This is a genomic window from Telluribacter sp. (assembly GCF_035998675.1).
Lineage (GTDB): Bacteria > Bacteroidota > Bacteroidia > Cytophagales > Spirosomataceae > Telluribacter.
In genome coordinates this window covers 191,960-216,957 of record NZ_DASYHI010000022.1, presented here as the reverse complement: position 1 = coordinate 216,957, position 24,998 = coordinate 191,960, and the positions used below count along the sequence as shown (strand labels likewise).

At 49.4% G+C, this 24,998-nt stretch carries 21 protein-coding genes; 13 read left to right on the top strand and 8 right to left on the bottom strand.

The genetic code is table 11. The features are described 5' to 3' along the window. Positions 1-16 precede the first annotated feature (16 nt). The 7 genes from VGN67_RS20315 to galE all read right to left on the bottom strand — a co-directional run bounded on the left by VGN67_RS20315 (position 17) and on the right by galE (position 7,086). Positions 17-349, bottom strand: coding sequence for an MGMT family protein (locus VGN67_RS20315; protein WP_327488734.1), 333 nt, complete (start codon positions 347-349; stop codon positions 17-19). Next, positions 336-923: a DUF3109 family protein gene (locus VGN67_RS20310; protein WP_327488733.1), complete on the bottom strand. Its 588-nt coding sequence runs from the start codon at positions 921-923 to the stop codon at positions 336-338. Before VGN67_RS20310 ends, VGN67_RS20315 begins: the two co-directional genes overlap by 14 nt. Before the next feature lie 39 nt (positions 924-962). After that, positions 963-3,167, bottom strand: coding sequence for a LysM peptidoglycan-binding domain-containing protein (locus VGN67_RS20305; RefSeq protein WP_327488732.1), 2,205 nt, complete (start codon positions 3,165-3,167; stop codon positions 963-965). Positions 3,168-3,228: 61 nt separating this feature from the next. Further along, positions 3,229-3,873 (bottom strand): O-methyltransferase, encoded by a 645-nt coding sequence (locus tag VGN67_RS20300; protein WP_327488861.1) that lies wholly within the window; start codon positions 3,871-3,873, stop codon positions 3,229-3,231. 134 nt (positions 3,874-4,007) lie between these two features. After that, complete coding sequence (gene rfbA / locus VGN67_RS20295) at positions 4,008-4,871, bottom strand: glucose-1-phosphate thymidylyltransferase RfbA (protein ID WP_327488731.1); 864 nt, start codon at positions 4,869-4,871, stop codon at positions 4,008-4,010. Positions 4,872-4,956: 85 nt separating this feature from the next. Next, positions 4,957-6,015, bottom strand: a complete 1,059-nt coding sequence (rfbB, locus tag VGN67_RS20290) for a dTDP-glucose 4,6-dehydratase (protein WP_327488730.1) — start codon at positions 6,013-6,015, stop codon at positions 4,957-4,959. A 51-nt stretch (positions 6,016-6,066) separates the two neighbouring features. After that, positions 6,067-7,086: a UDP-glucose 4-epimerase GalE gene (gene galE / locus VGN67_RS20285; protein WP_327488729.1), complete on the bottom strand. Its 1,020-nt coding sequence runs from the start codon at positions 7,084-7,086 to the stop codon at positions 6,067-6,069. A gap of 181 nt (positions 7,087-7,267) precedes the next feature. Here galE and VGN67_RS20280 point away from each other — a divergent pair, with 181 nt between their 5' ends. Further along, positions 7,268-8,116: a transglutaminase-like domain-containing protein gene (locus VGN67_RS20280; RefSeq protein ID WP_327488728.1), complete on the top strand. Its 849-nt coding sequence runs from the start codon at positions 7,268-7,270 to the stop codon at positions 8,114-8,116. Here the strand turns inward: VGN67_RS20280 and VGN67_RS20275 are convergent. Then, positions 8,113-8,745, bottom strand: coding sequence for a 4'-phosphopantetheinyl transferase family protein (locus tag VGN67_RS20275; RefSeq protein WP_327488727.1), 633 nt, complete (start codon positions 8,743-8,745; stop codon positions 8,113-8,115). The two genes, VGN67_RS20280 and VGN67_RS20275, sit on opposite strands and share 4 nt — an antisense overlap. Before the next feature lie 177 nt (positions 8,746-8,922). Here VGN67_RS20275 and VGN67_RS20270 point away from each other — a divergent pair, with 177 nt between their 5' ends. The 12 genes from VGN67_RS20270 (at position 8,923) to VGN67_RS20215 (ending at position 24,974) form a co-directional block, all read left to right on the top strand. Continuing rightward, positions 8,923-9,825, top strand: a complete 903-nt coding sequence (locus VGN67_RS20270) for a WD40 repeat domain-containing protein (protein ID WP_327488726.1) — start codon at positions 8,923-8,925, stop codon at positions 9,823-9,825. Between the two features lie 181 nt (positions 9,826-10,006). Beyond that, positions 10,007-10,984: a DivIVA domain-containing protein gene (locus tag VGN67_RS20265; protein ID WP_327488725.1), complete on the top strand. Its 978-nt coding sequence runs from the start codon at positions 10,007-10,009 to the stop codon at positions 10,982-10,984. Positions 10,985-11,140: 156 nt separating this feature from the next. Further along, positions 11,141-11,491, top strand: a complete 351-nt coding sequence (folB, locus tag VGN67_RS20260) for a dihydroneopterin aldolase (protein ID WP_327488724.1) — start codon at positions 11,141-11,143, stop codon at positions 11,489-11,491. Between the two features lie 69 nt (positions 11,492-11,560). Beyond that, the gene (locus tag VGN67_RS20255; protein WP_327488723.1) at positions 11,561-12,319 is read left to right on the top strand and encodes a DUF2490 domain-containing protein; all 759 of its coding nucleotides are present in this window, start codon (positions 11,561-11,563) and stop codon (positions 12,317-12,319) included. A gap of 258 nt (positions 12,320-12,577) precedes the next feature. After that, a complete protein-coding gene (locus tag VGN67_RS20250) occupies positions 12,578-13,540 on the top strand; it encodes an alpha/beta hydrolase (RefSeq protein ID WP_327488722.1) in 963 nt (320 codons plus the stop codon). Positions 13,541-13,799: 259 nt separating this feature from the next. Next, entirely contained in the window at positions 13,800-14,402 is a 603-nt protein-coding gene (locus VGN67_RS20245) for a sigma-70 family RNA polymerase sigma factor (protein ID WP_327488721.1), read from the top strand. Between the two features lie 220 nt (positions 14,403-14,622). Then, entirely contained in the window at positions 14,623-15,687 is a 1,065-nt protein-coding gene (locus VGN67_RS20240; protein ID WP_327488720.1) for a FecR family protein, read from the top strand. Between the two features lie 197 nt (positions 15,688-15,884). Then, positions 15,885-19,355 carry a SusC/RagA family TonB-linked outer membrane protein gene (locus tag VGN67_RS20235; RefSeq protein WP_327488719.1) on the top strand — a complete coding sequence of 1,157 codons (3,471 nt, stop codon included), beginning with the start codon at positions 15,885-15,887 and terminating at the stop codon, positions 19,353-19,355. 11 nt (positions 19,356-19,366) lie between these two features. After that, positions 19,367-21,208: a RagB/SusD family nutrient uptake outer membrane protein gene (locus VGN67_RS20230; RefSeq protein ID WP_327488717.1), complete on the top strand. Its 1,842-nt coding sequence runs from the start codon at positions 19,367-19,369 to the stop codon at positions 21,206-21,208. A gap of 88 nt (positions 21,209-21,296) precedes the next feature. Further along, positions 21,297-21,668 (top strand): hypothetical protein, encoded by a 372-nt coding sequence (locus tag VGN67_RS20225; protein ID WP_327488716.1) that lies wholly within the window; start codon positions 21,297-21,299, stop codon positions 21,666-21,668. A gap of 16 nt (positions 21,669-21,684) precedes the next feature. Beyond that, positions 21,685-22,671 (top strand): DUF4466 family protein, encoded by a 987-nt coding sequence (locus tag VGN67_RS20220; RefSeq protein WP_327488715.1) that lies wholly within the window; start codon positions 21,685-21,687, stop codon positions 22,669-22,671. Positions 22,672-22,913: 242 nt separating this feature from the next. Continuing rightward, positions 22,914-24,974 (top strand): right-handed parallel beta-helix repeat-containing protein, encoded by a 2,061-nt coding sequence (locus VGN67_RS20215; RefSeq protein ID WP_327488714.1) that lies wholly within the window; start codon positions 22,914-22,916, stop codon positions 24,972-24,974. The last annotated feature ends 24 nt before the right edge of the window (positions 24,975-24,998 follow it).

Sequence of the window (24,998 nt, the reverse complement as noted above, 5' to 3'; positions counted from 1 at the left end):
TCCGGGCTTTTTAATATCACAGATGAAGCTCCACCAGAGGGTCCCAGAAATGGGTGTCCAACTCCTGAACCTGGTCATTCTTTACAGCTACCCCTTCGGCTTCCAGCATTTCCTGCATGGCCGTAGGGCTGCCAAAGAAATGTTTGCCCGTGAGTAGTCCCTGGCGGTTTACCACCCGGTGGGCAGGTACATCGGGTCGGCTGTGACAATTGTTCATAGCCCAACCCACCATTCGTGCGCCTCTTTTTGAACCTAAGTAGGCCGCAATAGCCCCGTAGGAAGTAACGCGTCCGGCCGGGATAAGCCTCACTACCTCGTACACATCCTCAAAATAGTCACTCCCGGGCATTGTTAGCGGCGTTTCGCTCTTCTACCTCCTGTACCAGTTGCTCGTACCAGGCAGTACCATACGCCCGGATCAGGGGTTCCCTGAGAAATTTATAGACAGGTACCCCCAACTCCTGACCAAACGAGCAGGCGGGCGAACAGATATCCCAGCGGTCGTAATTGATGGCGTGGTACTGGTCGTACTTTGTAATGCGAATAGGGTACAAATGACAGGAAATTGGCTTTTTATAGCTAATTTTACCGTCGTTGTAGGCTGCTTCAATACCGCACTTAAGTACCTTTTTGTCGTCATAAAACGCGTAGGCACACTCCTTGCCGTCAATGACCGGTGTTACTACGTCGCCTTCCCAGTCTTTGGTATAAACGCCTTCTTCGGCAATTACCTTCTTGCCGGCTTCGGTCAGGTAGGGCTCCACGTGCTGGTAAATCTCTTCCAGTATAGGTAGTTCTTCCGGTTCCAGTGGAGCGCCCGAATCCCCCTCTACGCAGCACGCACCTTTGCATTTCTCGAGGTTACACACAAAAAACTGGTCCCCGATGTCGTCACTAATGCAGGTGTTATCAATCAAAATCATAAGGAGGAGGTGTTGTTTTAGCGGTTCAAATTTTAGGATTTAACGCTTCGGAACCTTTAATTTCTGGCCCACTTTCACGGTATTGTCCTTCATGCTATTGAGTTCTTTTATCTCCTCAATGCTGGCCTGGTAGTTTTGAGAAATCCGGAAAAGCGTTTCACCGGCTATAACAGTGTGGGTTTGATATTCGTTTCCTCCGGTTCTGGTAGTTACGGCAGCCGGGCTACTGGTTTCCTTTACCAACAGGCGCTGCCCTACCGACAACTTATCGCTGGTAGTCAGTTTATTCAGAGCCAGCAGGTTATCAATAGAAATATCATACAGCTTGGAAATGCTGAAGTACGTCTGTCCGCTCTGGACGGTATGGTACTCCGTGCCAGACCCGGCAGAGCGGCTCTCGCTGGGTTTGGGGCTGGCAGGACGTGTACGGGGCTTGCTGACGTCCGAGGCCCAGGGGTCCAGATCAGTACCGGTAGCTGACGCTACCGAACTGGTAGAAGAGCTACGGGGGGCTTCTTCCGAAATAATGACTACACGGTCGTTGGTAGGGCCCGTGGGGGTAGGAGTGGTAGTAGTAGTGGCAGCAGGTTTTGCCGGGGCTGTTTCGGTGCGGCTGGGCTGGTAAATCCCGGATTGCGCAACCGGGGTCTGGGAGGCCGGTTTGGTTTCCGGTTTCGTCTCGGTAGTTACGACGGGTGTAGTACCTGTACCTGGCTGGCTGGTAGTAGTACTTACCCGTGCGGGGCTACTGGTTGTTGTCGCGGGGGCTGCCTCTGAAGGTTGCGAATTGTCAGCCAGTTTGGGAGTATACTTTCTGCGCTCTGCGGCCGTCTGGGGAATATCCGAAGTAGAGGCAATGGGCGTGGTGGCCGGAGCAGGCCGACTTTCCTGCCCCGGCAGATTGTCCGGACTGGTTTTGTCTATTACCTCCACCGGCTGATTGGTCGGCCTTTTCTTCATCAGCCACATTACCCGTCCGGTAGCAAGGCGAAGGTTCTGGTTAGGAATGCGGTTGTACTTCATCAGCTCTCGGAGCCGCATTCCATATGTTTGGGAAATGCCACGCAAGGTTTCGCCCTCCCGGACCGTATGGAAAGGTACCATGGCTTTTTTGTTTTTGCTGGCCAGATAGTACACTTCATGGGTTATAATCGGGTCTTTGGGGCCCATGTCGTTGTAGCGAAGAAAGCTTGACAAGCTTATTTTGGCCGCCTTGGCCAGGGTCGCCGCCTGGTCGCCTGGTCGCGCCTGAATGCCCGGTAAACCATTTATTTCGTAAAAAACCGGGTCGTTCCGGCCTTTCAACTGGACACTGGCCTTCCGCAGCATGGGAAAACCAATGTCTTCGCGGGCAAGCTCTACGGTGGGCATAGTACCACCCATTGCTAACCGGTCACGAACCAGGTTAATCTGGTCCGAGGACACCGGAATAACCATCATATAGTCTTTGTCGGCCGGGATTATATCGCCGCTGACCCACAGGTTGTAACGCCGCAGATCCAGGGCATTTACGCCCAAATTGGTACCTATTTCTTCGAAGCTGCGTCCCTTGCCGTATTTGGCTTCGAGCAGGACAATGGTGTTGGCCGTGCGATGCCGATCCAGGGCCGATTCAAAGGCGATTTTATGCGCAAAAAAACGGAGTACGTAGCGGTCGGTTCTGGCGTTCAGGGTTATTTCACGGGCGTAGGCCCAGTCGGGGGGGACAAGCTGATTGATACCTCCCATACCCAGGTAGTAGGAATAGAGTGACGAAACCCAGTTGTTAAACTGCTTATTGCTGCGCTTCAGGTACTTAGCGGCCGCATGGGTAGAGGAGGAGATATTTTTCCGCTCATCAATTTCATTGTCTACCCGGATACCAAACTCGGTTGCGGTTTCCGCCTTGAACTGCCAGAAACCCACGGCGTTGGAGGTCGAAACGGCATCGGGGGCCAGGGAGCTTTCCTGAACCGCCAGGTACTTGAAATCAATGGGTACCTCTTCTTCTATCAATACCCCTTCAATAATTGGGAAATACAGAATAGCGCGGTCCAGTTTATCGTCCCAGAAACGCCGGTTGGCCATCAGGCTGCGAACATCAGATTCAATTATCCGCCGGGCTCCCGCGTCAAATTTTACGTTAATACCCGTAAAGGAAACGTTACTGGGGATATCCGGGTATTCCTGGGCTACTACTTCTCCGCAGGCTAATCCTACGCACATCCAGAAAAGGAAGAGGTATTGTAGAGGAAATTTAAGCATAGTACATTGCAGCTAATGGTTGGACACACAAACAAAATTCAATCACCGCGGGGCGGACCCCTCACAATTTCTCTACGATCATAAGACCGTCACGTATTGGCAGCAGCATATTTCTGACCCGCTGGTCCTGCTGGACCATCCGGTTAAAGTCCAGGAGTGCCTGGGTTTCCTTATCAATTTTTTTGGTTGTTGGTTGGACCACCTTGCCACTCCAGAGTACATTGTCGGCGATGATGAGTCCTCCCGGCCTTACTTTATCCAGGACCAGGTGGTAGTAGGTAGCGTAATTAACCTTATCGGCATCAATAAAAACCAGGTCGAAGGTTTCCTCCAGAGCAGGAATAATATCCGCCGCCCGGCCAATCCGGTAGTCTACTTGTGGCGAATAGCCCGACCGGGCCAGGTACTTGCGCACCAGGCCTTCCAGTTCTTCATTTTTATCCAGGGTAATAAGCTTTCCGGCGGGAGTTAAGCCCTCGCAAAGGCACAGGGCCGAGTACCCGGTATACGTACCAATCTCCAGGATTCGGCTGGGTTTAACCAGGCGGGAAATCATAGCAAGTACCCGCCCCTGCAGGTGCCCCGACAGCATGCGGGGCATAAGTACCTTGGCGTGGGTTTCGCGACTGAGGGCACGAAGGAGCTCGCTTTCAGCATCGGTATGAGCTTCGGCGTAGGCTTCTATCTCTTCGGGTAAAAACTCCATTCCGTAGGGGAGACGCAAAAATTAAAAGGGTCGTTTCTTCAAATTTATCAAAGAAAACGACATCTCCCTATAGTTGTTGTACAAAAATATGCAATTGCCGGGTCAAATTACCTGTCTGGAACGGCTGGATTCCCCTATGACTCGAGCAATTGCATGAGGTACTTGCCGTAGCCACTTTTCAGCAGCGGCGACGCTACTTCCTTCAGCTGCTGCTCGTTAATAAAGCCCATGCGGTAGGCTACCTCCTCAATACAACCAATTTTGAGCCCCTGCCGGTCTTCAATCACCTGCACAAACTGTCCCGCCTGCATCAGCGACTGAAAGGTACCCGTGTCCAGCCAGGCCGTACCACGGTCAAGTACACCTACTTTCAGCTTGCCCATTTGCAGGTACTCCCGGTTTATGTCCGTTATTTCCAGTTCGCCCCGGGGCGATGGCTTGATGTTTTTCGCTATTTCTACTACCTGGTTGTCGTAGAAATAAAGGCCCGGTACGGCATAGTGTGACTTGGGCTTCTCGGGTTTTTCCTCGATGGAAAGTACCCTGGAATCGTCATCAAACTCCACCACGCCGTAGCGCTCGGGATCATGCACCTGGTAGGCATAAATTACGCCACCTTCAGGACTATTGTTGGACTGCAGCAGCTTTGACAGCCCCGAGCCGTAGAAAATATTATCGCCCAGCACCAGCGCCACTTTGTCGTTGCCAATGAACTCTTCGCCAATGATGAAAGCCTGCGCCAGTCCGTCGGGGCTGGGTTGCACGGCATAGCTGAATTCACAGCCAATGCGGCTGCCGTCACCCAGCAACTTCTCAAAGTGCGGCAGGTCGTGGGGTGTCGAGATAATCAGGATTTCGCGAATGCCCGCCAGCATCAGAATGGAAAGCGGGTAGTAAATCATGGGTTTGTCGTAAACCGGCATTAGTTGCTTGCTCACCGCCAGCGTCAGGGGGTGCAACCGGGTGCCGGAGCCTCCGGCCAGAATTATTCCTTTCATTTATGTTGATTGAGTGAATGAGTGAATTGTGAATGAGTGAATAATACATTCTAAATCCACTCCTTCACAATTCACTCAATGAATATTATCTTCCTTCGTACATGGCGTCGTAGTACTTCTGGTAGTTGCCCGAGGTGACGTTGTCGAGCCAGGTTTGGTTGGTAAGGTACCAGTCTACGGTTTTTTCCAGTCCTTCGGCAAACTGTAACGACGGCTCCCAGCCTAACTCTTCTTTCAGCCTGGTAGCGTCAATAGCGTAGCGCAGGTCGTGGCCGGCGCGGTCGGTGACGTAGGTTATCAGCTGTTGGGAAGTACCCTCTGCGCGGCCAAGTTTCTGGTCCATGATTTGGCAAAGAAGCAGCACCAGATCAATATTTTTCCACTCGTTATGACCACCTATGTTGTAGGTTTCGCCGTTGGCACCGCGGTGGTAAATAACATCAATGGCCCGGGCGTGGTCTTCTACGTAGAGCCAGTCGCGGATATTCTCTCCTTTGCCGTAAACGGGCAGGGGCTTGTTCTGGATAATGTTGTGAATCATCAACGGCACGAGCTTCTCGGGGAAGTGGTTGGGGCCGTAGTTGTTGGAGCAGTTGGAGATGACCACCGGTAGTCCGTAGGTATTATAGTAGGCCCGCACAAAGTGGTCCGAAGAAGCCTTGGACGCCGAGTAAGGCGAGCGGGGATCGTACTTGGTCGATTCCAGGAAAAATTCGCCGGGGTCGTGCAGCTCGCCGTAGACCTCATCCGTAGAGACGTGGTAGAAGCGTCTATCTTTCATGTTGCCCTTCCAGGCTTTGCGGGCAGCATTCAGCAGATTCACCGTACCTATTACGTTGGTCATTACAAAAGCCAGCGGGTCGGTGATGGAGCGGTCTACGTGCGACTCGGCCGCCAGGTGAACAACCCCCTGAAAATCATGTTCGGCAAAAAGCTGATCCAGAAAATCAGCGTCTACGATATCTCCCTTCACAAAGCTGTAGTTGGGAGCCTCTTCTATGTCGCGCAGGTTTTCGAGGTTGCCCGCGTAGGTGAGCGCATCGAGGTTGTAGATATGGTACTGAGGGTACTGGATCACAAAGCGGCGCACCACGTGCGAACCAATGAAACCGGCTCCCCCGGTGATTAAGATTTTCTTGGTCATACTGTTATTCTACTAAATCAGGTGAAGGTACTTTTAGTGAAAATAAGTTTATCAGACACTTTTGGTGATCTTTTCCTGCCAGCGCCAGGCATCGCGTAGGGAATCCGCCAGGGATTTTTCCGCTTTCCATTTCATAATGGTATTCACTTTATCCGACTGCGCGTATATTTTTTCAATATCACCGGCCCGTCTGGGGCCAATGGAATAGTTCAGGGGAACCCCGTTTACCTCCTCAAAGGTCTTTATCAGCTCCAGTACGGTATGGCCCTGTCCGGTTCCTACATTAAAAACATCATAATAGTTATCAATTGTTTGCTCCTGCAGGAGTTCAATCGCCTTTACGTGGGCTTTGGCCAGGTCTACCACGTGAATAAAATCGCGGACACAGGTACCATCGGGGGTGTTGTAGTCGCTGCCAAAAACGGTCAGAGACTTTCGCAAGCCCGCGGCAACCTGCGTAAGGTACGGGACCAGGTTGCCCGGTACCCCGTTGGGCAACTCACCTATTTCGGCCGAAGGGTGCGCGCCAATGGGATTAAAATACCGCAGGGCCAGGGCTTTTATACCCGGTTTGGAATGTACGTGGTCCCGGATAATGTCTTCGCTGATGGCTTTTGTGTTCCCGTAGGGAGAAGCGGCTTCCTGACGGGGCGTGTCTTCCGTAACGGGTAGGGTATCGGGCTGACCGTAAACGGTGCACGAAGAAGAAAATACAAAATTGGTTACCTGGAAATCGCGCATGACTTTTAACAGAACAATGAGCGATAGAAGGTTGTTTTCGTAGTAGGCCAGCGGCTTCTCTACCGATTCGCCCACGGCCTTGTAGGCGGCGAAGTGAATAACTCCGTCAAACTTCTCTTTTTCAAACAAAGCCCGGATGGCCGGCTCGTCGTTGCAGTCAACCTCATAGAAAGGTACTTCCTGACCAATAATATTGGAAATCCCGGTCAGGGCCTCCCGATTGGAATTATATAAGTTATCAATAATGACGGGGGTGAATCCAGCGTTGTGAAGCTCAACAACGGTATGCGATCCAATAAAACCTGCTCCACCGGTTACCAGAATTTTCATATAAGTATACTAATGTGGAAATAAAATAAAATGAAAGTTTAAAAACCAGATTTACTAAAATAATACCGGCTGCCTGGTACGTCAATAGTACAATAGTAGGCAGGGCAAAAGTAGAAAATTTGACAGCCATACAAAAATTGTTTTTATTTAAGCATTCGTTACCAAATACACCATGGAGGCTATGACGGAAAGAGAAATAAAGGCATTGGTTTCATTACTGGATGATGAGGATGCGGAGGTTACTACCCATGTAGAGGAAAAAATTCGTTCGCTGGGAAGCAGTGTGATTCCCTTCCTGGAAACCGAATGGGAAGAAAGTTTTAGTCCGGTTATTCAACGCCGGATTGAGGAGCTGATTCATGACCTGCAGCTGAGCGTGATGATAGAGCGCTTGCAGTCCTGGAAGAACGGGGGTGCCCTTGATTTGCTGGAAGGTATGTGGATCATTGCTACCTACCAGTACCCCGAGTTGTCGCTGGACAAACTCCGGAGCGACATTGAACAACTCTACTACGATATCTGGCTACAGGTCCGGGAAGATATGAACCCCGTGGACCAGGTAAAGATGATGAACGGGGTTTTTTACGGCAACATGAATTTTGGTGCCAATACCAAAAGCTTTCATTCGGCTTCTAACTCCATGATCAACGTGGTACTGGAGAACCGTCGGGGTAATCCCATCACGCTGTGCGTTATTTATATGCTGGTAGCCCGTAAGCTGGGAATGCCGGTCCATGGCGTAAATCTGCCTAACCTGTTTGTACTTACCTATAAGCAGGACAAGGTGCAGTTTTACATCAATGTGTTTAATCGGGGAATCATCTTTTCCAAAACCGACATTGATCACTACATCGCTCAGTTAAATCTCAAACCCAAGGATTCGTTTTACCAGCCCTGCTCCAACCTTGAAATTGTGCAGCGCGTGCTGCGCAACCTGATTCTTTCGTATGAAAAAGCGGGCGAGCCGGAAAAAATAAAGGAAGTAGAATCCATACTGATGTCCATTATGGACGATATGCTGGAAGACTAAAGGGCCACCGCCAGGCAGTAGTCCTTTACCCAGCGGATATGTACCCGAGCACTCACCCGAAGGTCAGCTTCGGTAAGGGTGCCGTATAGGGTAGTAGATGTTACCTCAAAAGATTCAATAGCAATAGCATCCTTAAAGCTCACTTTCTTACGGCCGTGCAGTTTATAAAGTGCTTCTTTGGCGCACCAGTAAATGCATAACTTCGCGACATCCTCTCCCGCGTGTGCCAGTTCCGCTTCTGACAGGTACTTGGGTGCGGTCCGGATTAGCTTCGGGTGTATTTTCTCCATGTCAATCCCTACCGGCCTGTGCTCATGAAGTACCCCGGCAACGTAGTCGACGGTGTGGGTAATTGAAATCGGGCAGGTACTATCCACCAGAAACGGCTTGCCGTGCTCATCCTTCCACATACCTTTGTAGGAGGTAGTAAGCTGCTGTTCGGCCAGGGTTTTAATAAGTACCCGCCCGGCCAGCCATTCGCGGCGTTTTTGCGGATGGGTAATAGTAGCCAACTCGGTGTGGTCGTCGGTAACGGGTAGCAACGCCCGCAGGCTATCCTCATTTTCTTCCAGCTTCCAGAGGAGTATCCGGCAGTCTCCGGCCAGCGTTTCGGAGTAGTGAAGGGGCATAGCTTGATGAGTGAGGTAGTTAACCATAGCCGTAAAGGTAGTACATTAGTGCAGCAAAGCAGTGCGCAGGTAGGAGGCAGGGGGCTATTTTTCGTTCTGTCAAACCCGCTACCCGTTTATTACGTTGTTTCTAACAAACCAGGTACTGCAGCATTTTATTGGCAATCCTTTCTCTACATGAACGTTCGTAAACTTGATACTTTCTCCGGTCACCGCGACTGTGTATATACCCTGACCGGGAGTAACAACCCACAGCAATTTTTTTCGTCCGGGGGCGATGGCCTGGTAGTCAGGTGGGACCTGCACAAGCCCGATTTGGGCGAGTTGGTTGCGCAGGTAGGAGCTTCCGTATACGCTTTGGCGTACGACCCCACCGCCGGCTACCTCTGGATCGGCCACAACTTCGAGGGAATTCAGCTCGTTGATCCGGTCAGGAAAGCCCCGGTAGCTTCCTCAAAGTTAGCCTCCGCGGCAATATTTGATATTCAACTGGTGGGCGACAAAGCCCTACTGGCGCTGGGTGACGGCGTAATTATTGTCATGGATGTGCCCACCTTTGCCGTGCAGAAACATATTAAGGCCTCCCATAAAAGTATGCGGTCGCTGGCTTACAATCCCCTTACCGGCGATATTGCCGCCGGCAGCAGCGACTACCACCTTACCCTGTTCGACAGCGAGGGTTTTTCTCTCCAGAAGAGGCTGTTGGCGCACAACAATTCGGTATTCACGGTACAGTACTCACCGGACGGGCGTTTTCTGCTTTCGGCGGGGCGCGATGCGCATCTGAAAGTTTGGGACGTAAACAATAACTACGAACTGGTCCAGGACATACCGGCGCATTTATTCGCCATCAATCACCTGACGTATAGCCCTGATGGGAAATATTTTGCTACCTGTAGCATGGATAAGTCAGTAAAAGTGTGGGATGCAGTGACTTTTCAGCTAAAAAAAGTGATTGACCGCGCCCGGCACGCCGGACATGGTACTTCGGTTAATAAACTACTCTGGTCGGCCTACAACGATTTGCTGGTTTCGTGCAGTGACGACCGAATGGTATCGGTATGGGAAGTACAGGAATAAAATGTCAGAATTTGTAGGGATTAAACCTATGATTTGCTTTATTTTGCTGTTGATAATGACCGGAAATACAATACTATAAGATATGTTTTTGAAAATTGTAAATTTAGTCAGTAATTGAAGGTTTAGGTAACTAAGTGAGAAAGGTAATCAAGTAAGCAATACACCAAAACGTACAGTCCTAATGAAGATTTCGCCCATTGATATACGGCAGCATACTTTTGAAAAGGGGTTCAGAGGGTATGATGTAGACGAAGTAAGCGCATTCCTTAATTCACTTTCGCAGGAGTGGGAGCGGGTGACCAATGAAAGCAAGATGCTCAAGATGCAGCTTGAAATAGCGGAAAAAGAGCTTAATAAACTTAGGGATGTAGAGTTGACGCTTTTCCGTACGTTAAAAACAGCCGAAGATACCAGTACCCAGATTACCGAACAGGCCAACAAGGCCGCTGAAAAATACCTGCAGGAGTCACGGCAGAAGTCAGATGAAATAGTCAACGAAGCCAAGCGCAAGGCGAGTATCCTGCTACAGGATGCCGAAAACCAGTCTCGCTACGCCAAAGAAGAGCTACTTAACGAGCTCAAAAACCAGGAGCGTGATTTCAAAGCTATTGAGAAGTACCGCGATAATCTTATTGTGCAGCTCAAGACCCTGGTTAACAATACCAACGACACCGTGGACCGGTTCGAGAAGAAATTCACCAAGGAGTCCTACCAGGTTCGGATGGATGAACTGAAGCAGCAGATAGCCGAAGCCGGTACCAACAAAGCCGTTAACGGCCATAAGATTCAGACCGAAGCCGGAATGGAAGAAGCAGAAGTGGCGGCTACCGAGGCCGCCGAAACAGCACCTGCTCCGGAAGAAACCATCCAGCCAGCCGATACCATTGAAACCCAAGCCGAAGTAGTTGATACAGTCGAAGCAACCGAAGAAGCTCCTGCCCAAACGGAAGAGGTGAAGACGGAAGTGGTTGAAGCGGAAGCAAGTACCGAAGCAGAAGAAGCGCCGAGTACCGAGGAAGCAGTGGTGGCCATGGCCGAAGCGGAACAAGTTTCGGAGTCATCAAGGCAGGCGGCGGGTAATCTCAAAAACGGTAGCAAAGAGCCCGAGCCGGTCGAAGATAAAAAATCGGGCGGATCGTTTTTTGACCAGATTGGATAAAACATAAGAAGAAACATCAGAGAGAAGTGCAGCAAGGCAACCGCTCAGGCGGAGTACCTTGCTGCACTTTTTTATAGTATTGAAAACTAACTACCTTTGGAGAGCAGACAGCGGCAGAGGCCAGGTCTGGTACGCTCTTACTTTTGAAATACTACCTTGGGAACAATAGCATTAGAAGGACTGGAGTTTTTTGCCTACCACGGCTACTATGCCGAAGAGCAGAAAATCGGGAACAAGTACTCGCTGGATATTACCATTACCACTGATTTTGAAGACGCGGCCCAGAGTGACCGCCTGAGTGAAACTGTTAATTACGAAGAACTGTACCATATAGCGGCCGAGGCTATGCAGGAGCGCTCGCGCCTGCTGGAGCACGTAGCTTTGCGGGTTATTGAACGTATCCGGGAGCGCTACCCCCAGGTTGATAAGGTGGTAGTAGCGGTTTCTAAGTTCAATCCGCCGGTAGGTGGAGTATGTACCCGCGCCCGTATTACGCTCGAAGGGTAGTTTCCTCAGGGCTAACTTGTAGTCCTATGTTGGAAAGTGAAAAGCGCCTTTCTTCTCTGGTCTGAATTCATGACAACTTTTTTGGGTAGTAAAGGCGCCAACTTTTTCATTCCGGTAGTAGTACTGTTGGGGTGGATAGCTGGTATCCCTGCCGCCCGGGCTCAGGCTCCGGTTCATCAGCAACTTTACTGGACCCGCTTAAATCTGCAGTACCAGGTAGCACCCCGCTGGCAAGTCAATGCCGACCTGGAAAACCGGAGGTTCTGGCAACCGGACAAACAGCAGCAAGCCTTGTTTCAGGGACAATCTATTTTTACTTTGAGGGAAGGATTGCTGCTCGGGTCGGGTGTATCGTTGTCGTGGGTTTATACAACCACCAAAAAAGGTACCCTTATCGTGCCCGAAATTCGTCCAATTCAGTTTCTGGTGGTTAGCCACCCGCTGACTAACCGGCTGCGACTACAGCACCGGTACCGCATCGACGAACGATTTTTTCGTAACCACGATGGCCTCCGGCTTACCGAAGGCTACCGCTACAACTGGCGCTTTGCTTACCAGGCACAGCTAAATTATTCCCTCAGGTCAATAAAGCCGGGTACGTTGGTCAAATTAGCGAATGATGTTATGCTCAATGCGGGCAAGAACAGCCCGGGTATTTTTGATCAATACCGTTTTTATACGGGTTTCGAGTACCCGGTGACCTCCCATTGGTCGGCCGAAGCTGGTTATATGTATATCTACCAGCAGGGGCGGCAGAACATGTTAGCCCGGGATGTCTTTCGTCTCACCCTGTTCGGGCGCTTCGGCGGAGCCCGCTTTCCCCGCTAATACCGGCAAGCCGACACTTCTTTGGTGAAACTGCTTTGCTCAATCTCTTTCTTCATTACCGCGGCACAATTTTTTATTTGATTAGTTCTACATGTGCAGTTATAGCCGAACCTGCCTGGTGGCAGTCATTACGATTGTTTGGTTTTAAAAGTACTATGATGAATAGCCAGGGAGAGAAAGAGAGGGATGCGGGTAGCGCTATTCACGTGTAGCGGAATGTAAGCTTTTCTGTTTTCATTTTATATACCTACTCCTACTATGAGGAATGTACTAAATAGAGTTATTGCCAGTCCGCTGGTGCTACTGATTTTGCTTTTTGCCGTTGGCTCCTGCCGAAGAATTCCGGATATACCGGTGGAGCAACTAAAGACCAAATATAATATTAAACCTACTGATTTTGTTGCCATAGGCGGTATGAACGTTCATTATCGGGACGAAGGTCCAGCCAATGACTCGGTGCCGCTGGTGCTGATCCACGGCACGGGTTCCAACCTGTTTACCTGGAACGAGTGGACGCAGTCGCTGAAAGACAAGCACCGGATCATTCGTTTTGATCTGCCGGGTTTCGGCCTGACGGGCCCCCACCCCACAGATGACTACACGCAGGAAATCTATCTCAATTTTCTCCATTCCTTTTTGCAGGAGAGGGGCGTTGAAAGGTGTATTCTGGCGGGCAATTCACTGGGGGGAGAAATAACCTGGCAGTATGCCATGAAGTACCCGGATCAGGTCAAAAAGATGATCCTGATTGGTGCGGCGGGTTATCCTACGCAGTCCCAGGATGTACCCGTTTCTTATATAATAATGAGGTTGCCCTTATTGAGGGAAGTATTTGAAAAGGCAACTACCAGGGAGGTAATCCGTAACAGTCTTCACTACTTGTATGCCGACACCACCAAAGTGACCGACAGCCTGGTTACCCTGTACTATGATATGACCCGTCGGGAAGGAAACCGTGAAGCCCTGACCGAGCGGATGGAAAGTATCGGGGAGGATGGTCCCTGGAATCAGCTACCTTCTATCAAAACGCCCACCTTACTGATCTGGGGAAAGCAGGACCGTCTCATCCCGCTGGAGTACGGTCAGCGGTTTGATAAGGACCTGCCCAATAGTACCCTGGTGGTTATTCCCAACGCCGGGCACATGCCAATGGAAGAAACGCCGGAGCAATCTGTCAAAGCGGCCCGACGATTTATTGAGGAGCCGGGGCCTTTCTTCTAACTACTCTTTTTAAGTACTCTATTGTCCACCATCATTTGAATGGTACCCAAATAATTCCAAAAAACCGTAGAAAAAGTACAGGATCAGGTAAGGGTACCTCTGCAAAATCTCGTCCCCTTACATTATGTAACTACCGGTTTTATAAGTGTCAATTGGAGTAGTAATAGTTACTTCTACTTTTTTGACAGCAGGTAGTTAGAACCAGAGGTACCCATACTTTAATCCGCAGGAACCCATTATCCTGCAATATATATTTTTTATGAATTTGGGGGACGAATTTATCCGTACAGAAGCTCAGCAGTGGGAGTTGTTAAGGGCAGGTAATACTGCAGTGTTTGAGGAGGTCTTTAAATCGTATTATAGTCTTTTGTTTAACTACTGCCTGCGTTTTCAAAACGACGAAGATGAAATAAAGGATTGCCTCCAGATACTTTTCCTGACTATTTGGGAAAGAAGGGAATACCTGGGTCCAACTACTTCCATCCGTGGGTACCTGCTGGCTTCGTTGCGGCGCCTCGTGCTGAAGCGGATCAAAGAAAACAGTAAGTACCTGACCATTGATCCGGACACCTTTGACTTCCAGCCGGAGTTGTCGTCGGAAGCCCTGATGATCCGGGAACAAACTACTCAGGACAATTTGCGTCTGTTACAGCAGGCCCTGGAAAGTTTGCCGACTCGCCAGAAAGAAGCCCTGTACCTTAAGTTTTACGGCGAACAATCCTTTGCCGAAATCGCGGAAATAATGGACATTTCGACCCGGGCCGTTTATAAGTTAATCTACAAAGGACTGGATACCCTAAGCGCAGAGCTTCGCCTCACTACCGACAAAGTACCTTTTCTGTTTAACTTTATTCTGTTATAAATCCACCGTACTTCTTCCCTTCAACTGTCCAGTAGCGGTGCGCGGCACGTGCTGGATGTACTTAGTTCATCTACAAGTTTCAGGAGGTCCCCGACGCAGTAATGGGTTGACTTACATGGTGTTACTAAGTTCATTGTTTTTTTTAGAAAAATTATTCTTCCCAAAGGGTCACTTCAGTAATAGTATAGCTTTATAGTAGTAAAAGACAATTTGGAAGCTATTGGAAAAGCAGAGATATACAAATTTTAGCGCCTCCGAATTTTTACTCGACGACGATTTTCTGGCCTGGATAAAAGGTGCAGCGCCTGAATCAGACCAGATCTGGGAACAGTGGCTTTCTGAAAATCCGTCCCGGAAAAAGGAAGTTGAAAAGGCAAGGCTGATGGTTTTGGCCATGTCAGCGAAAGCGAAAAAGGTGGAACCGCTCCTGGTGAATACCGAGTGGAAAAAAATAAAACCGGTGATCGAAGAAAGGCAGATTGACTGGTTTCCGGCCGAAACAGAAAAAAAGAACCTGGTACTACCGGTACTGTTTCGGGTGGCTGCCGCGGCGGTACTGCTCCTGTTTATGGTTTGGGCGGGCAGGGGCATGAAATGGTCTGATGAGGTTACTACTGCGACCCTAATGCAGCAGGAGGTAGCCGATGGTCAGCAACTCACTATCAAACTGATTGATGGAACGGTCATAAAACTAAACGCAGGTTCGAAGCTGTCCTATCCGAAAAAATTCCTTTCCAACAAGCGGGAAGTACAGTTAACGGGTGAGGCCTATTTTGAAGTTGCTTCCCGGCCCGAAGCTCCCTTTATTATCCACACCGATAACGTCCGTATAGAAGTGTTGGGTACCAAGTTTACCGTAAAGGCTTACCCGGAAGGTGAAAACGTGAAAGTGGCAGTGGTCGAAGGAAAAGTAGGAGTAAATACCTCTGAAACCTCCGGTGAGAAGGAAAAACAGCAGGAAGAAGTATACCTGACTAAAAATGAAATGGCCACTTTCCAAAAAGACAAAAATGAACTGGTTGTGACCAGCTTCAACACAAATGACCTGCTGGGTTGGAAGGACGGAATCCTGTTTTTTGAGAAGGCCAGCTTTTCAGAAATCGTAAGAAAGCTGGAAAGATGGTACGGGGTAAAAATCAAGGTTAATAATACTAAGAAAATTGAATCGGAGTGGCGATTTAGTGGAAAGTTCGAAAACAAACCCCTTGAATATATCCTGGATGTATGCAGTTATCCCAACCGTTTTACGTACGAGGTAACTGACAAGGAGGTGATAATCAACTAGTAAAGTAGAGTTTATATGCAATCAATGAATAGCAGCTAATAAAAAGGTCGGCAATAGTACTATTGCCGACCTGCATTCCTGGTTAAGCTTTGCTCAGAGTTGGCGCTCCCGGGGCAGGGCCATAACCGTTTTTAAAAAAGGTAAGTATTTTAAAACCTAAATTTATGAAATTCAAATTAATACCACAAATCGTAGCAATGACCAGGTATGCAATGATCGGGGTGTTTTTTCAGTGTCTTTTCGTGGGGCTGCTGACCGCGGCCACCCTCAAGGCGCAGGAAAAAAGCATTGAGAATATCTACCTTTCGGCTGACCTTAGAAATGTCGGGCTGGAAGATGCCTTTGTGAAGATCGTCGAAATGACTGATCTGAATTTTCAGTATGACCAAAAACTGGTAGCCAGCAAAAAACTCAACCAGAATTTCCGGAACGAAAGCCTGGGTCAGGTACTTAGAGCTATTTCGCGGGAGACGGGTCTGAGTTTTCGTCGGATCAATGAAACCATTTATGTAGCCCAAAGCGCTGGCAAAAAGGAAATGGTTTCCGAACTCGTTATCCCAACCAAGACGCTTCTGCCGGTGCAGCTGGCTGCCCGCGAAAACCAGGGCTTGCCGGTACCTTTCCGGGCCAGAACCATTTCTGAGCAGACCGAAAACAAGTTTCAACTGCTGGCCATTGCCGTTTCGGGCAAAGTAACGGGCGAAGACGGAGTAGGTATTCCGGGCGTTAGTATCGTAGAAAAAGGTACTACCAACGGTACCAATACTGACGTAGAAGGCCAGTTCCAAATCAACGTAACCAACCAAAGCTCAGTACTGGTGTTCAGTGGTATCGGGTACCTCACGCAGGAAGTTGAGGTAGGTGCCCGTACTACTCTGGATGTCAGTATGAAAACGGACATTAAATCACTGGAAGAGGTAGTTGTAGTAGGGTACGGTACCCAGAAGAAGGTAAACATGACAGGAGCTGTGTCGGCGGTGAACATTGACGAAAAAATCACCAGCCGCGCCCTTACCAACGTATCGTCGGGTCTTTCCGGTCTGGTACCTGGTCTGGCGGTAACGCAGGGTACCGGTATGGCCGGCCGTAACAACGCCAGTTTGATCATCCGCGGATTGGGTACCGTAAACAACGCCAGCCCGCTGGTAGTAGTGGACGGAATGCCCGATGTGGATATCAACCGCCTGAACATGAACGACATCGAGAGCATATCAGTACTGAAAGATGCTACTTCGGCTTCGGTGTATGGTTCACGGGCAGCCAACGGAGTAATCCTGATCACTACTAAGTCCGGAAGAGGTCAGGAAAAAGCCACTATTAACTATACGGGTTCTTATGCGGTAACTACCCCAACCCGGGCTTACGATTTCATGGCTGACTACCCCCGTGCTCTGACAATACATCAACGGGCTGCTGCAGTTAATAACTTACGCTCCAATTATTTCTTCAAGGATGGTACCATTGACCAATGGATGGCCCTGGGTATGATTGACCCACTGCGCTACCCCAATACCGACTGGTGGGACATTATTATGCGGAACGGAGCCATTCAGAACCACAACCTATCGGCATCGGGTGGTGGTGATAAGTCCAACTTCTTTATATCCGTGGGAATGATGGACGAGAAGGGCTTGCAGATCAATAATGACTACAGCCGTTACAACGCCCGCTTCAACTACGACTATAAGATTCGTCCCAACATCAATACCGGAGTGAAATTCCAGGGGAACTGGTCTAACTTCAGCTATGCGCTCGAAGATGGATTTACCGATGATAACGGCAGTAATACGGCCGGCTTTGATATGCAGTATGCCATTGCAGGTATTACTCCCTATGACCCTGTTACCGGGTACTACGGTGGTGTAATGGCTTATAATGAAGACCCGCAGGCTTATAACCCGTATACGCTTTACATCAATAACCTAACGCGCCGGAACCGACAGGAAGCCAATACCATGATGTACCTGGACTGGTCGCCAATTAAAGGCCTGACCGCCCGGGTTGACTATGGACTTAACTACTACAACCAGTTCAGTTGGAATGCCAACATGCCTAACCGTTCTTATAACTTCCAGACCAACTCATTTGGTAGCCGGGTGTACGTAGGAGACAACGCGGGCGTAAGCAACGCTACTAATACAGGCTACAAAACCCTGCTGAACGGCCGTTTGAGCTACAATACAACTATTGCGCAAAATCACGAGATTAATGTACTGGGTGTCTATAGCGAAGAGTTCTGGTCGGATCGCTACCAGTTCACTTCCCGTAACGACCGTCTGCATCCTACGTTGCGTGAAGTTGACGCCGCTCTGACTGACATTCAGTCTACCGGTGGTAACTCAAGTACCGAGGGATTGCGCTCGTTCATTGGTCGTTTGAACTATACCGCTTTTGATAAGTACCTGTTCGAGGCCAACTTCCGGGTTGACGGATCGTCTAAGTTCCTTCCCGGCAGCCAGTATGGTTTCTTCCCATCGGTAGCTACCGGATGGCGCTTCACCGAAGAAAGCTTCCTGCAGCCGTATACCTCCCGCTGGTTAACTAACGGAAAGATTCGTGCTTCTTACGGAGCCTTGGGTAATAACAGCGGGGTTGGTCGTTATCAGCAACAGGAAACCCTGGCAGCCAGCAATTACATGCTTGGTGGAAGCATTGTGAAAGGGTTTGTTAATGAGAAGATGGTGAACCGCGATCTGTCGTGGGAAACAACCACCGTATTTAACCTGGGGCTAGACCTCGGCTTCCTGAACAACCGCTTAACCACCGAAATCGATTTCTACGACCGTTTGACTACCGGCATGAACCGCCCGTCGGATATGTCTATTCACCTGACGGGTGCCTACGATGCACCCCGCCGGAACATTGGTAACCTGCGTAACCGTGGTATTGAAGGTAACTTTACCTGGAGAGATACTTATGGCGAACTCAAATATATTGTTAGCCTGAATGCCTCTTACAATGCTACAAAATTGGAAAAATGGAATGAGTTTCTGGGTAAAGGGTGGGTGTTCCTGAATATGCCATACCACTTCCTGTACACCTACGAAGACGCTGGTATCGCTCAAACCTGGGAAGATATCTTTAACGCAACCCCCCAGGGAGCCTCACCGGGAGATATTCTTCGTAAGGATCTGAACGGCGATGGCCGTATTACGGGTGAGGATAGAAAAGCCTATCCTGGTATCCAGCGTGATCGACCTACTACACTTTTTGCCCTGAATACTAATTTCTCATGGAGAGGCTTTGACGTGGGTATCTTATTCCAGGGAGCAACGGGTCGTAAAGATTACTGGCTGAATATCTATAACAATATTAACATAGGTAACCAGCGTTACGCCTCAGGCTGGGGCCAATGGAATAACCCCTGGTCAGTAGAAAATCGGGACGGTGCCTGGCCTCGCTTAAATGGAAGTGGTAACCGCGAAGAATCCACCTTCTGGCTGGATGACTTGAGCTATGTTCGTCTGAAGAACGTGCAATTAGGCTATGCTGTCCCCAAAGTACTGCTAAGAAAGATCGGGCTAAGCAACGTGCGCATCTTTGCCTCATCTGAAAACCTGGCTACCTTCACCAAGTTCCGTGGTCTTGACCCAGAAAAGGATGGCAACCGGAGCGACGCCTATCCCTTGAATAAGTCCTATTCACTTGGTCTTAATATTGGAATATAAATTTATTACTAATGAAAAATTTAACTCAAAAAATACTATCCATTTCGGCCCTGGCCGGACTGCTGATTTGTACAAGTTCGTGTGTTGAGGACCTGCTTGAGCAGGAACCCACCACCGAACTCGGAGCCAACGCTTTCTGGAAAACAGAAGCCGATGCTACCTTTGCTCTGCAGGGAGCTTATTCTTCCGTACGTCCCTTGTTTGACCGGGATTACTACTTTAGTGGCCACGGCGAGTTTATCCGGACCCGGGGTACCAGCGCTACCAACAATAACCTCCAGCGGGGAGATGCGTATCATGGAGGAGACTACAACCCGGTTGGATATGGTGATAACTTTGACAAGTATTATCGCTACCTGTACGGCGGTGTCAACCGGACCAACTACGTTATTGAGAACGTAAATAAGATGCTGGCGACAGCCAGTCCCTCGTCCCGCGAGAATTTGGAAGCCATCATTGGCGAGGCTCGTCTGCTGCGGGGTATGGTTTACTTCCGGTTAATCTCCATGTGGGGCGATGTACCCTACATAGGTCAGGTAGTGTATGATAACGCCGAGGTAGCGGATATTGCCCGTACGCCAATGGCTCAGGTGAAGGATTCCATCATGGCCGACTTTACCTATGCTTACGAAAAACTTCCAGTTAAAGCTCCGGTAGTGGGTAGGGCGGCCAAGCCGGCCGCGCTGGCGTTCCGGGGTAAGCTGCAGCTTTACTGGGCTTCATGGAACCGCTTTGGCTGGCCAGAATTAACTACATTCAAACCCAGCGCTACCGAGGCAGACGCTGCTTATGCGGGGGCGGCTGAGGATTTCCGGAAAGTAATCAATGATTTTGGTCTTACGCTATACCGCAACGGTGAGCCGGGTGAAATTGACGCATTAGGGCAGGCCGAAAAGCTGCCTAACTACTACTACCTCTTTACGCCTCTAGCCAACGGTGACCCCGAAATGATTATGACTTTTACCCACGGAGGTATCGGTACTAACCAGGGCGAAGAACTGATGCGTGATGTGTCGGGTCGTTCGCACGAAGGTTCCCAGGCCTGGGTTACTCCCCGTTACGAAATTGCCGATCGCTATCAGTCAACCATCACCGGAGATTTCGTTGAGCCGCTTGTACCTATGAACCCGGCAACGGCGGGTGCCCGGACCAAGCCCAACTCAGCGGTGAACCCGCAAAGTTATGCCAACCGCGATTACCGCATGAAATCCTCTATCATGTGGGACTACGAGAAGAGCGTAGGTATGATCTCCCTGCAACCTACCGGCTGGGTACCCTTTATCTACAAAACGTATAATCAGCCAATCACTATTGACGGCGTAAAGTACACTACTTACAATACGGATGGTACCAACTCAGGCTATGTGTTGCGTAAGTTTCTTCGTAACTACGCCGGACAAGGCCGTAGTGATGGAAATTATAATTTCCCGGTTATGCGTCTGGCCGATGTATTCCTGATGTATGCTGAAGCTACCAATGCTATCAACGGCCCGCAGGCCGACGCTATCGCGCTGGTGAACAAGATTCGTCACCGGGGTAATCTGCCTCCTTTGGATCCCGAGGATGTGGCTGGTAAGGATGCCTTCTTTGATGCCATTGAGCAGGAGCGTATTGTTGAACTACTGGGTGAAGGCCATCGTGGCTTTGATCTCCGCAGATGGAGAGCTCTTGAGCGCGTGTGGGGGGCTCCTTACAGTGATGGAAAGTGGCGTATTGATACCCACGGAGCCAACCAGCAACGCTACTTCCAGAATAGTTCGGAAAGAATCTACGAGCAGGCTTATATCTTCCGTATTCCGCCGGGTGAGCGCGACCGTAATCCGAATCTGACACAGAACACACCGTGGCTGTAATCTGGAAAAGGAAAAACAATAAATAGTACTGAAATTAAAACTAATTAATGCGATGATAAAATATAGTAAAATAGCTATCGCACTCTTTATGGCAATGGTAGTCTGGGCAGGTTGTTCGCCGGATTTTCCCGTAGATGAGGATGGTTTGCTTATTACAGAAAGAGCTGAATGCTACGTAAGTAACTTTGAGTTGCTGGGACCTGATTTTCAGACCGTGCGAACCAAGAACGCGGTCATTGATACAGTAGCTCAGACAATAAACGTAGAGGTATTCTACGGAACAGACCTTCGGAATTTGTATCCCCAGTTTTCACTGGTAACTGACGCAAAACTGGACCCCAAGATTACGGGTAAGGTAGACTTTTCTGATATGGTTACCCCCAAAACGTACACGGTAGTATCAGGAAACCGTAAGGTTAGAAAACCCTATACTGTCTCTATTACAGTTCAAAAACCGTAATCTTAACTAACAGATCATGCAACGAAACTATTTTCAGTATACATCTTTACTGCTGTCATTGCTCCTGTTGATGACAGCTTGCGAGGAAGAGAAAAGCATCATACCTGCCGCCAAAACGCAGCTTCAGAATGATGTAATCAAAAGAACCCTAGGGCCGAATCTGGTAGGTCTGAACATTGAGTTTGCGTATGCAATGGCCCTGGCTCCGGAACGAGGCAAGCTTGTGTCGGCACAGGTAGAAGCGTCTATTCCGGGTGCCGGAGGTACTTATCTGGAAACCAAGACTTACTCTACCAACGGAAGTGGGGAGGACGTAGGAATTGTGGTGGGTACGGCACTACCTACTGAGGGTAAAATCACGAAGGTAAATTTTACGAAAGATACCTCGGCCTCTACGCTTCGTTACTACTACATTATTCCTGAGGCAGCTCGTGGCCAGGAGGTTACTTTCAACTTCTCGGCTACCAGCAGTACAGGAGAAACGGTGTCCTACCAGATGGGACCCTACAAAATCGCGAAGATGGATATGAAACTGGACCTTACTGTTACGGATGATAAGGCCAGTTATATTTCCATTGAGGACATGGCTGTCTATACAGCAGCAGAGGCCGCTACTCGGGCCAATAAAATTGATCTCGTATATTTATACCGTTCTATTCCGAATATTACTTTTAACCATGCTTTGGTTTCACCAGGAGCCAGTGCCGAGTATCTGCCTGGAATAACCTTACCATCAGGGGTAAACAGAAGGTCAAAAGTGAGAAAAGAATGGAACCTGCGGGACTTTCACCTGGCTCGCCTGCAATTCGGTGTATATGTTGATGATCTTGATTTCGAGAAAATCAACCTTGCTGATTCACCGGCCTATGCAATCAATATGAGAGCAGAATCCGGGGCTTGGGTTGAGACCGCTGATGGTAAGTACCGGGCATACATCTACGTGAACTCCGTTAACAACGGAGGTAAAAGCGCGCGCATCAGTATCAAGCGTTATACATTGTAAGTAGTTATTATTGGGGTAGTAAACCGTAGCTGGTTTACTACCCCATTTATTTTTCAGGTACCTGCTAATAGTACCCTGGAGTACCGGCTGCGACTATACAATCTTATCAGAATTTCGCCGCTGTTTGTAAGGTAGTACTTCCAATTCTTCACACACCTCTTTCCCTTGTTTCCTGCGGGTTAAAAAAACCTGAAGATGCGTCAGAAAATGCAGGAAGACCCTGGTAGTTAAAAAATCATAGTATGAGAGGTTTCAACACAATTTTCTTCGGGCTGGTACTTGTCTCGGTACTTCTGGCAAAAACGGCTTCGGCCCAAAAATTCATTCATCCGGGTATCAGCCAGTCTTCGGCGGATCTTGCCTACATGAAGCAACAGGTACTTAAAGGCGAACAACCCTGGCAAGGAGCCTTCGAACTACTCAAAGCCGCTACCGACCTGCACTTTATTGTAAAACCTCACACCCATGTTATCCGGGGTTCCTACGGCCGACCCAATATTGGCGGGGATGACTTGTCTAAAAGTGCGAACATGGCCTATAATTGCGCTTTGATGTGGTACATCACCGACGATAAGGCCTACGCCAAAAAAGCCATTGAGATCTTAAATGCCTGGGCACCGGTAATCCGGGACTTTGATTTTAACGATGCCAAACTCCTAGCCGCCTGGACCGGACATATATTCTGCAATGCCGCCGAAATTCTGCGTTATACCGATGCGGGCTGGCAACAAAAAGACATTGATGGCTTCAGCCACATGCTCATGACGGTGTACTATCCGCTGATGCGCAATTATTACCCCCAGGCCAACGGCAATTGGGACGGGGCCATTATTCATTCTCTCATGGCTATTGCCATTTTCACCGATAACCGCCCCCTGTTTAACAACGCTCTGGACCATTTCCTGCGCGGGCCAGTTAACGGTAGCCTTTTTAAATATATTTATCCAAGCGGGCAGTGCCAGGAAACTACCCGTGACCAGGCCCACGTACAGCTCGGGCTGGGCGAATTTGCCGGTGCAGCCCAAATAGCCTATACGCAGGGCGTAGACCTTTTTTCGATTGGAAATAACCGGCTGGCCTTAGGATACGAATACACCGCCGGGTTTTTGATGGGAGAAAAACCTCATAGCTACGGTACTATTTCTGAACGGGCCAAAACCATCCGGGACGACTACGAGTACGTGTATCGCCACTATACCGCAAGGGGACTGGAAATGCCCTATACCCGAATGGCCGCCGATTCGGCCCGTCCCAAAGCTACCCGTAGTGTATTAACCGCTTTTCGGGCACCTGATGGGAAGGTGGTCCAAAAACAGGGTGTTCCCAGGCCAGGTACTATTGCCAGCAGGGTAGGAGCTATGGAAGCACCTACGGCTAAGGCACCCGCTACATCCATCTTTGTCACTCCTGAGCAGTCGCTGCAGGAAGCACTCAACAAAGCGGCAGGGACCGGAGGCTGGGTAGTTGCCAAAGCCGGGCTTCATACCCTTCCGGCTACGTTAAAGATTCCCAGTGGCGTTACCCTGGCTGGGGAGGGGATAAGTACCGTGCTGTTTCTTGATCCAAAGTCGGGAGAGAGAGATGCCATGGTCAATGCTGAGCCTGACATGCACGACGTCATCATCCGGGACCTGGTAGTGGAGGGTTCCAACCGCCCCGTTCCACCTTCGGACCCCAACAGCAACCGCTCGTTTCGGAATCCGGGCAATCGGGGAGGGCTTAGGTTTTTATCGTTGAAAGAGGGGCAGATGAAGAATATCAGCTTCATTAACCTGACCGTACAGAACTGTACCGTTAACGGTGTATTTATTAGCGGAGCCTCCGGAGTGAAGGTGGTCAGTTGCAACTTCGACGAGAATGGCTCCAGTATGGTACCCGGCCCTAAGCTCCAGCATAACCTATTACTGACCCACTGCGAAAAAGTTACCGTCCAGGACAGCCGCCTCGATACCTCGCCCTTTGGGAGCGGTATTGCCCTTAGCCACTGTCGCGATGTCACCATTCAGGAAAACGAGATAGCCCGGAACGCCTACTATGGTATCCTGATTAGCGAAAGCAAACAGGTAGCAGTGCAGGGAAACCTGATCGAGGGGAATGACCACAGTGGTGTTATGATCGAGTACTTGTCGCTTGGTTCCGAGGAGATTACGGTAAGAAATAATTTTATTCAGTATAATAATGGCTACGGCGTGGAATCCTACGCCGCCCGGCAGACAAAGGTTGATTTAAATACTTATATTGGAAATGGTAACCACACCCATCAGGAGAAAATTAGTAGTGATAAATATCTGGTGATGGAATAAAAACAAGATTTATTGATTCCTGCT

Excerpts from the sequence above, each read along its gene's own strand:
- VGN67_RS20315 (WP_327488734.1), bottom strand. The coding sequence starts at position 349 with ATGCCCGGGAGTGACTATTTTGAGGATGTGTACGAGGTAGTGAGGCTT.
- VGN67_RS20310 (WP_327488733.1), bottom strand. The coding sequence starts at position 923 with ATGATTTTGATTGATAACACCTGCATTAGTGACGACATCGGGGACCAG.
- VGN67_RS20305 (WP_327488732.1), bottom strand. The coding sequence starts at position 3,167 with ATGCTTAAATTTCCTCTACAATACCTCTTCCTTTTCTGGATGTGCGTA.
- VGN67_RS20300 (WP_327488861.1), bottom strand. The coding sequence starts at position 3,873 with ATGGAGTTTTTACCCGAAGAGATAGAAGCCTACGCCGAAGCTCATACC.
- rfbA (WP_327488731.1), bottom strand. The coding sequence starts at position 4,871 with ATGAAAGGAATAATTCTGGCCGGAGGCTCCGGCACCCGGTTGCACCCC.
- rfbB (WP_327488730.1), bottom strand. The coding sequence starts at position 6,015 with ATGACCAAGAAAATCTTAATCACCGGGGGAGCCGGTTTCATTGGTTCG.
- galE (WP_327488729.1), bottom strand. The coding sequence starts at position 7,086 with ATGAAAATTCTGGTAACCGGTGGAGCAGGTTTTATTGGATCGCATACC.
- VGN67_RS20280 (WP_327488728.1), top strand. The coding sequence starts at position 7,268 with ATGACGGAAAGAGAAATAAAGGCATTGGTTTCATTACTGGATGATGAG.
- VGN67_RS20275 (WP_327488727.1), bottom strand. The coding sequence starts at position 8,745 with ATGCCCCTTCACTACTCCGAAACGCTGGCCGGAGACTGCCGGATACTC.
- VGN67_RS20270 (WP_327488726.1), top strand. The coding sequence starts at position 8,923 with ATGAACGTTCGTAAACTTGATACTTTCTCCGGTCACCGCGACTGTGTA.
- VGN67_RS20265 (WP_327488725.1), top strand. The coding sequence starts at position 10,007 with ATGAAGATTTCGCCCATTGATATACGGCAGCATACTTTTGAAAAGGGG.
- VGN67_RS20255 (WP_327488723.1), top strand. The coding sequence starts at position 11,561 with ATGACAACTTTTTTGGGTAGTAAAGGCGCCAACTTTTTCATTCCGGTA.
- VGN67_RS20250 (WP_327488722.1), top strand. The coding sequence starts at position 12,578 with ATGAGGAATGTACTAAATAGAGTTATTGCCAGTCCGCTGGTGCTACTG.
- VGN67_RS20245 (WP_327488721.1), top strand. The coding sequence starts at position 13,800 with ATGAATTTGGGGGACGAATTTATCCGTACAGAAGCTCAGCAGTGGGAG.
- VGN67_RS20235 (WP_327488719.1), top strand. The coding sequence starts at position 15,885 with ATGACCAGGTATGCAATGATCGGGGTGTTTTTTCAGTGTCTTTTCGTG.
- VGN67_RS20230 (WP_327488717.1), top strand. The coding sequence starts at position 19,367 with ATGAAAAATTTAACTCAAAAAATACTATCCATTTCGGCCCTGGCCGGA.
- VGN67_RS20225 (WP_327488716.1), top strand. The coding sequence starts at position 21,297 with ATGGCAATGGTAGTCTGGGCAGGTTGTTCGCCGGATTTTCCCGTAGAT.
- VGN67_RS20220 (WP_327488715.1), top strand. The coding sequence starts at position 21,685 with ATGCAACGAAACTATTTTCAGTATACATCTTTACTGCTGTCATTGCTC.
- VGN67_RS20215 (WP_327488714.1), top strand. The coding sequence starts at position 22,914 with ATGAGAGGTTTCAACACAATTTTCTTCGGGCTGGTACTTGTCTCGGTA.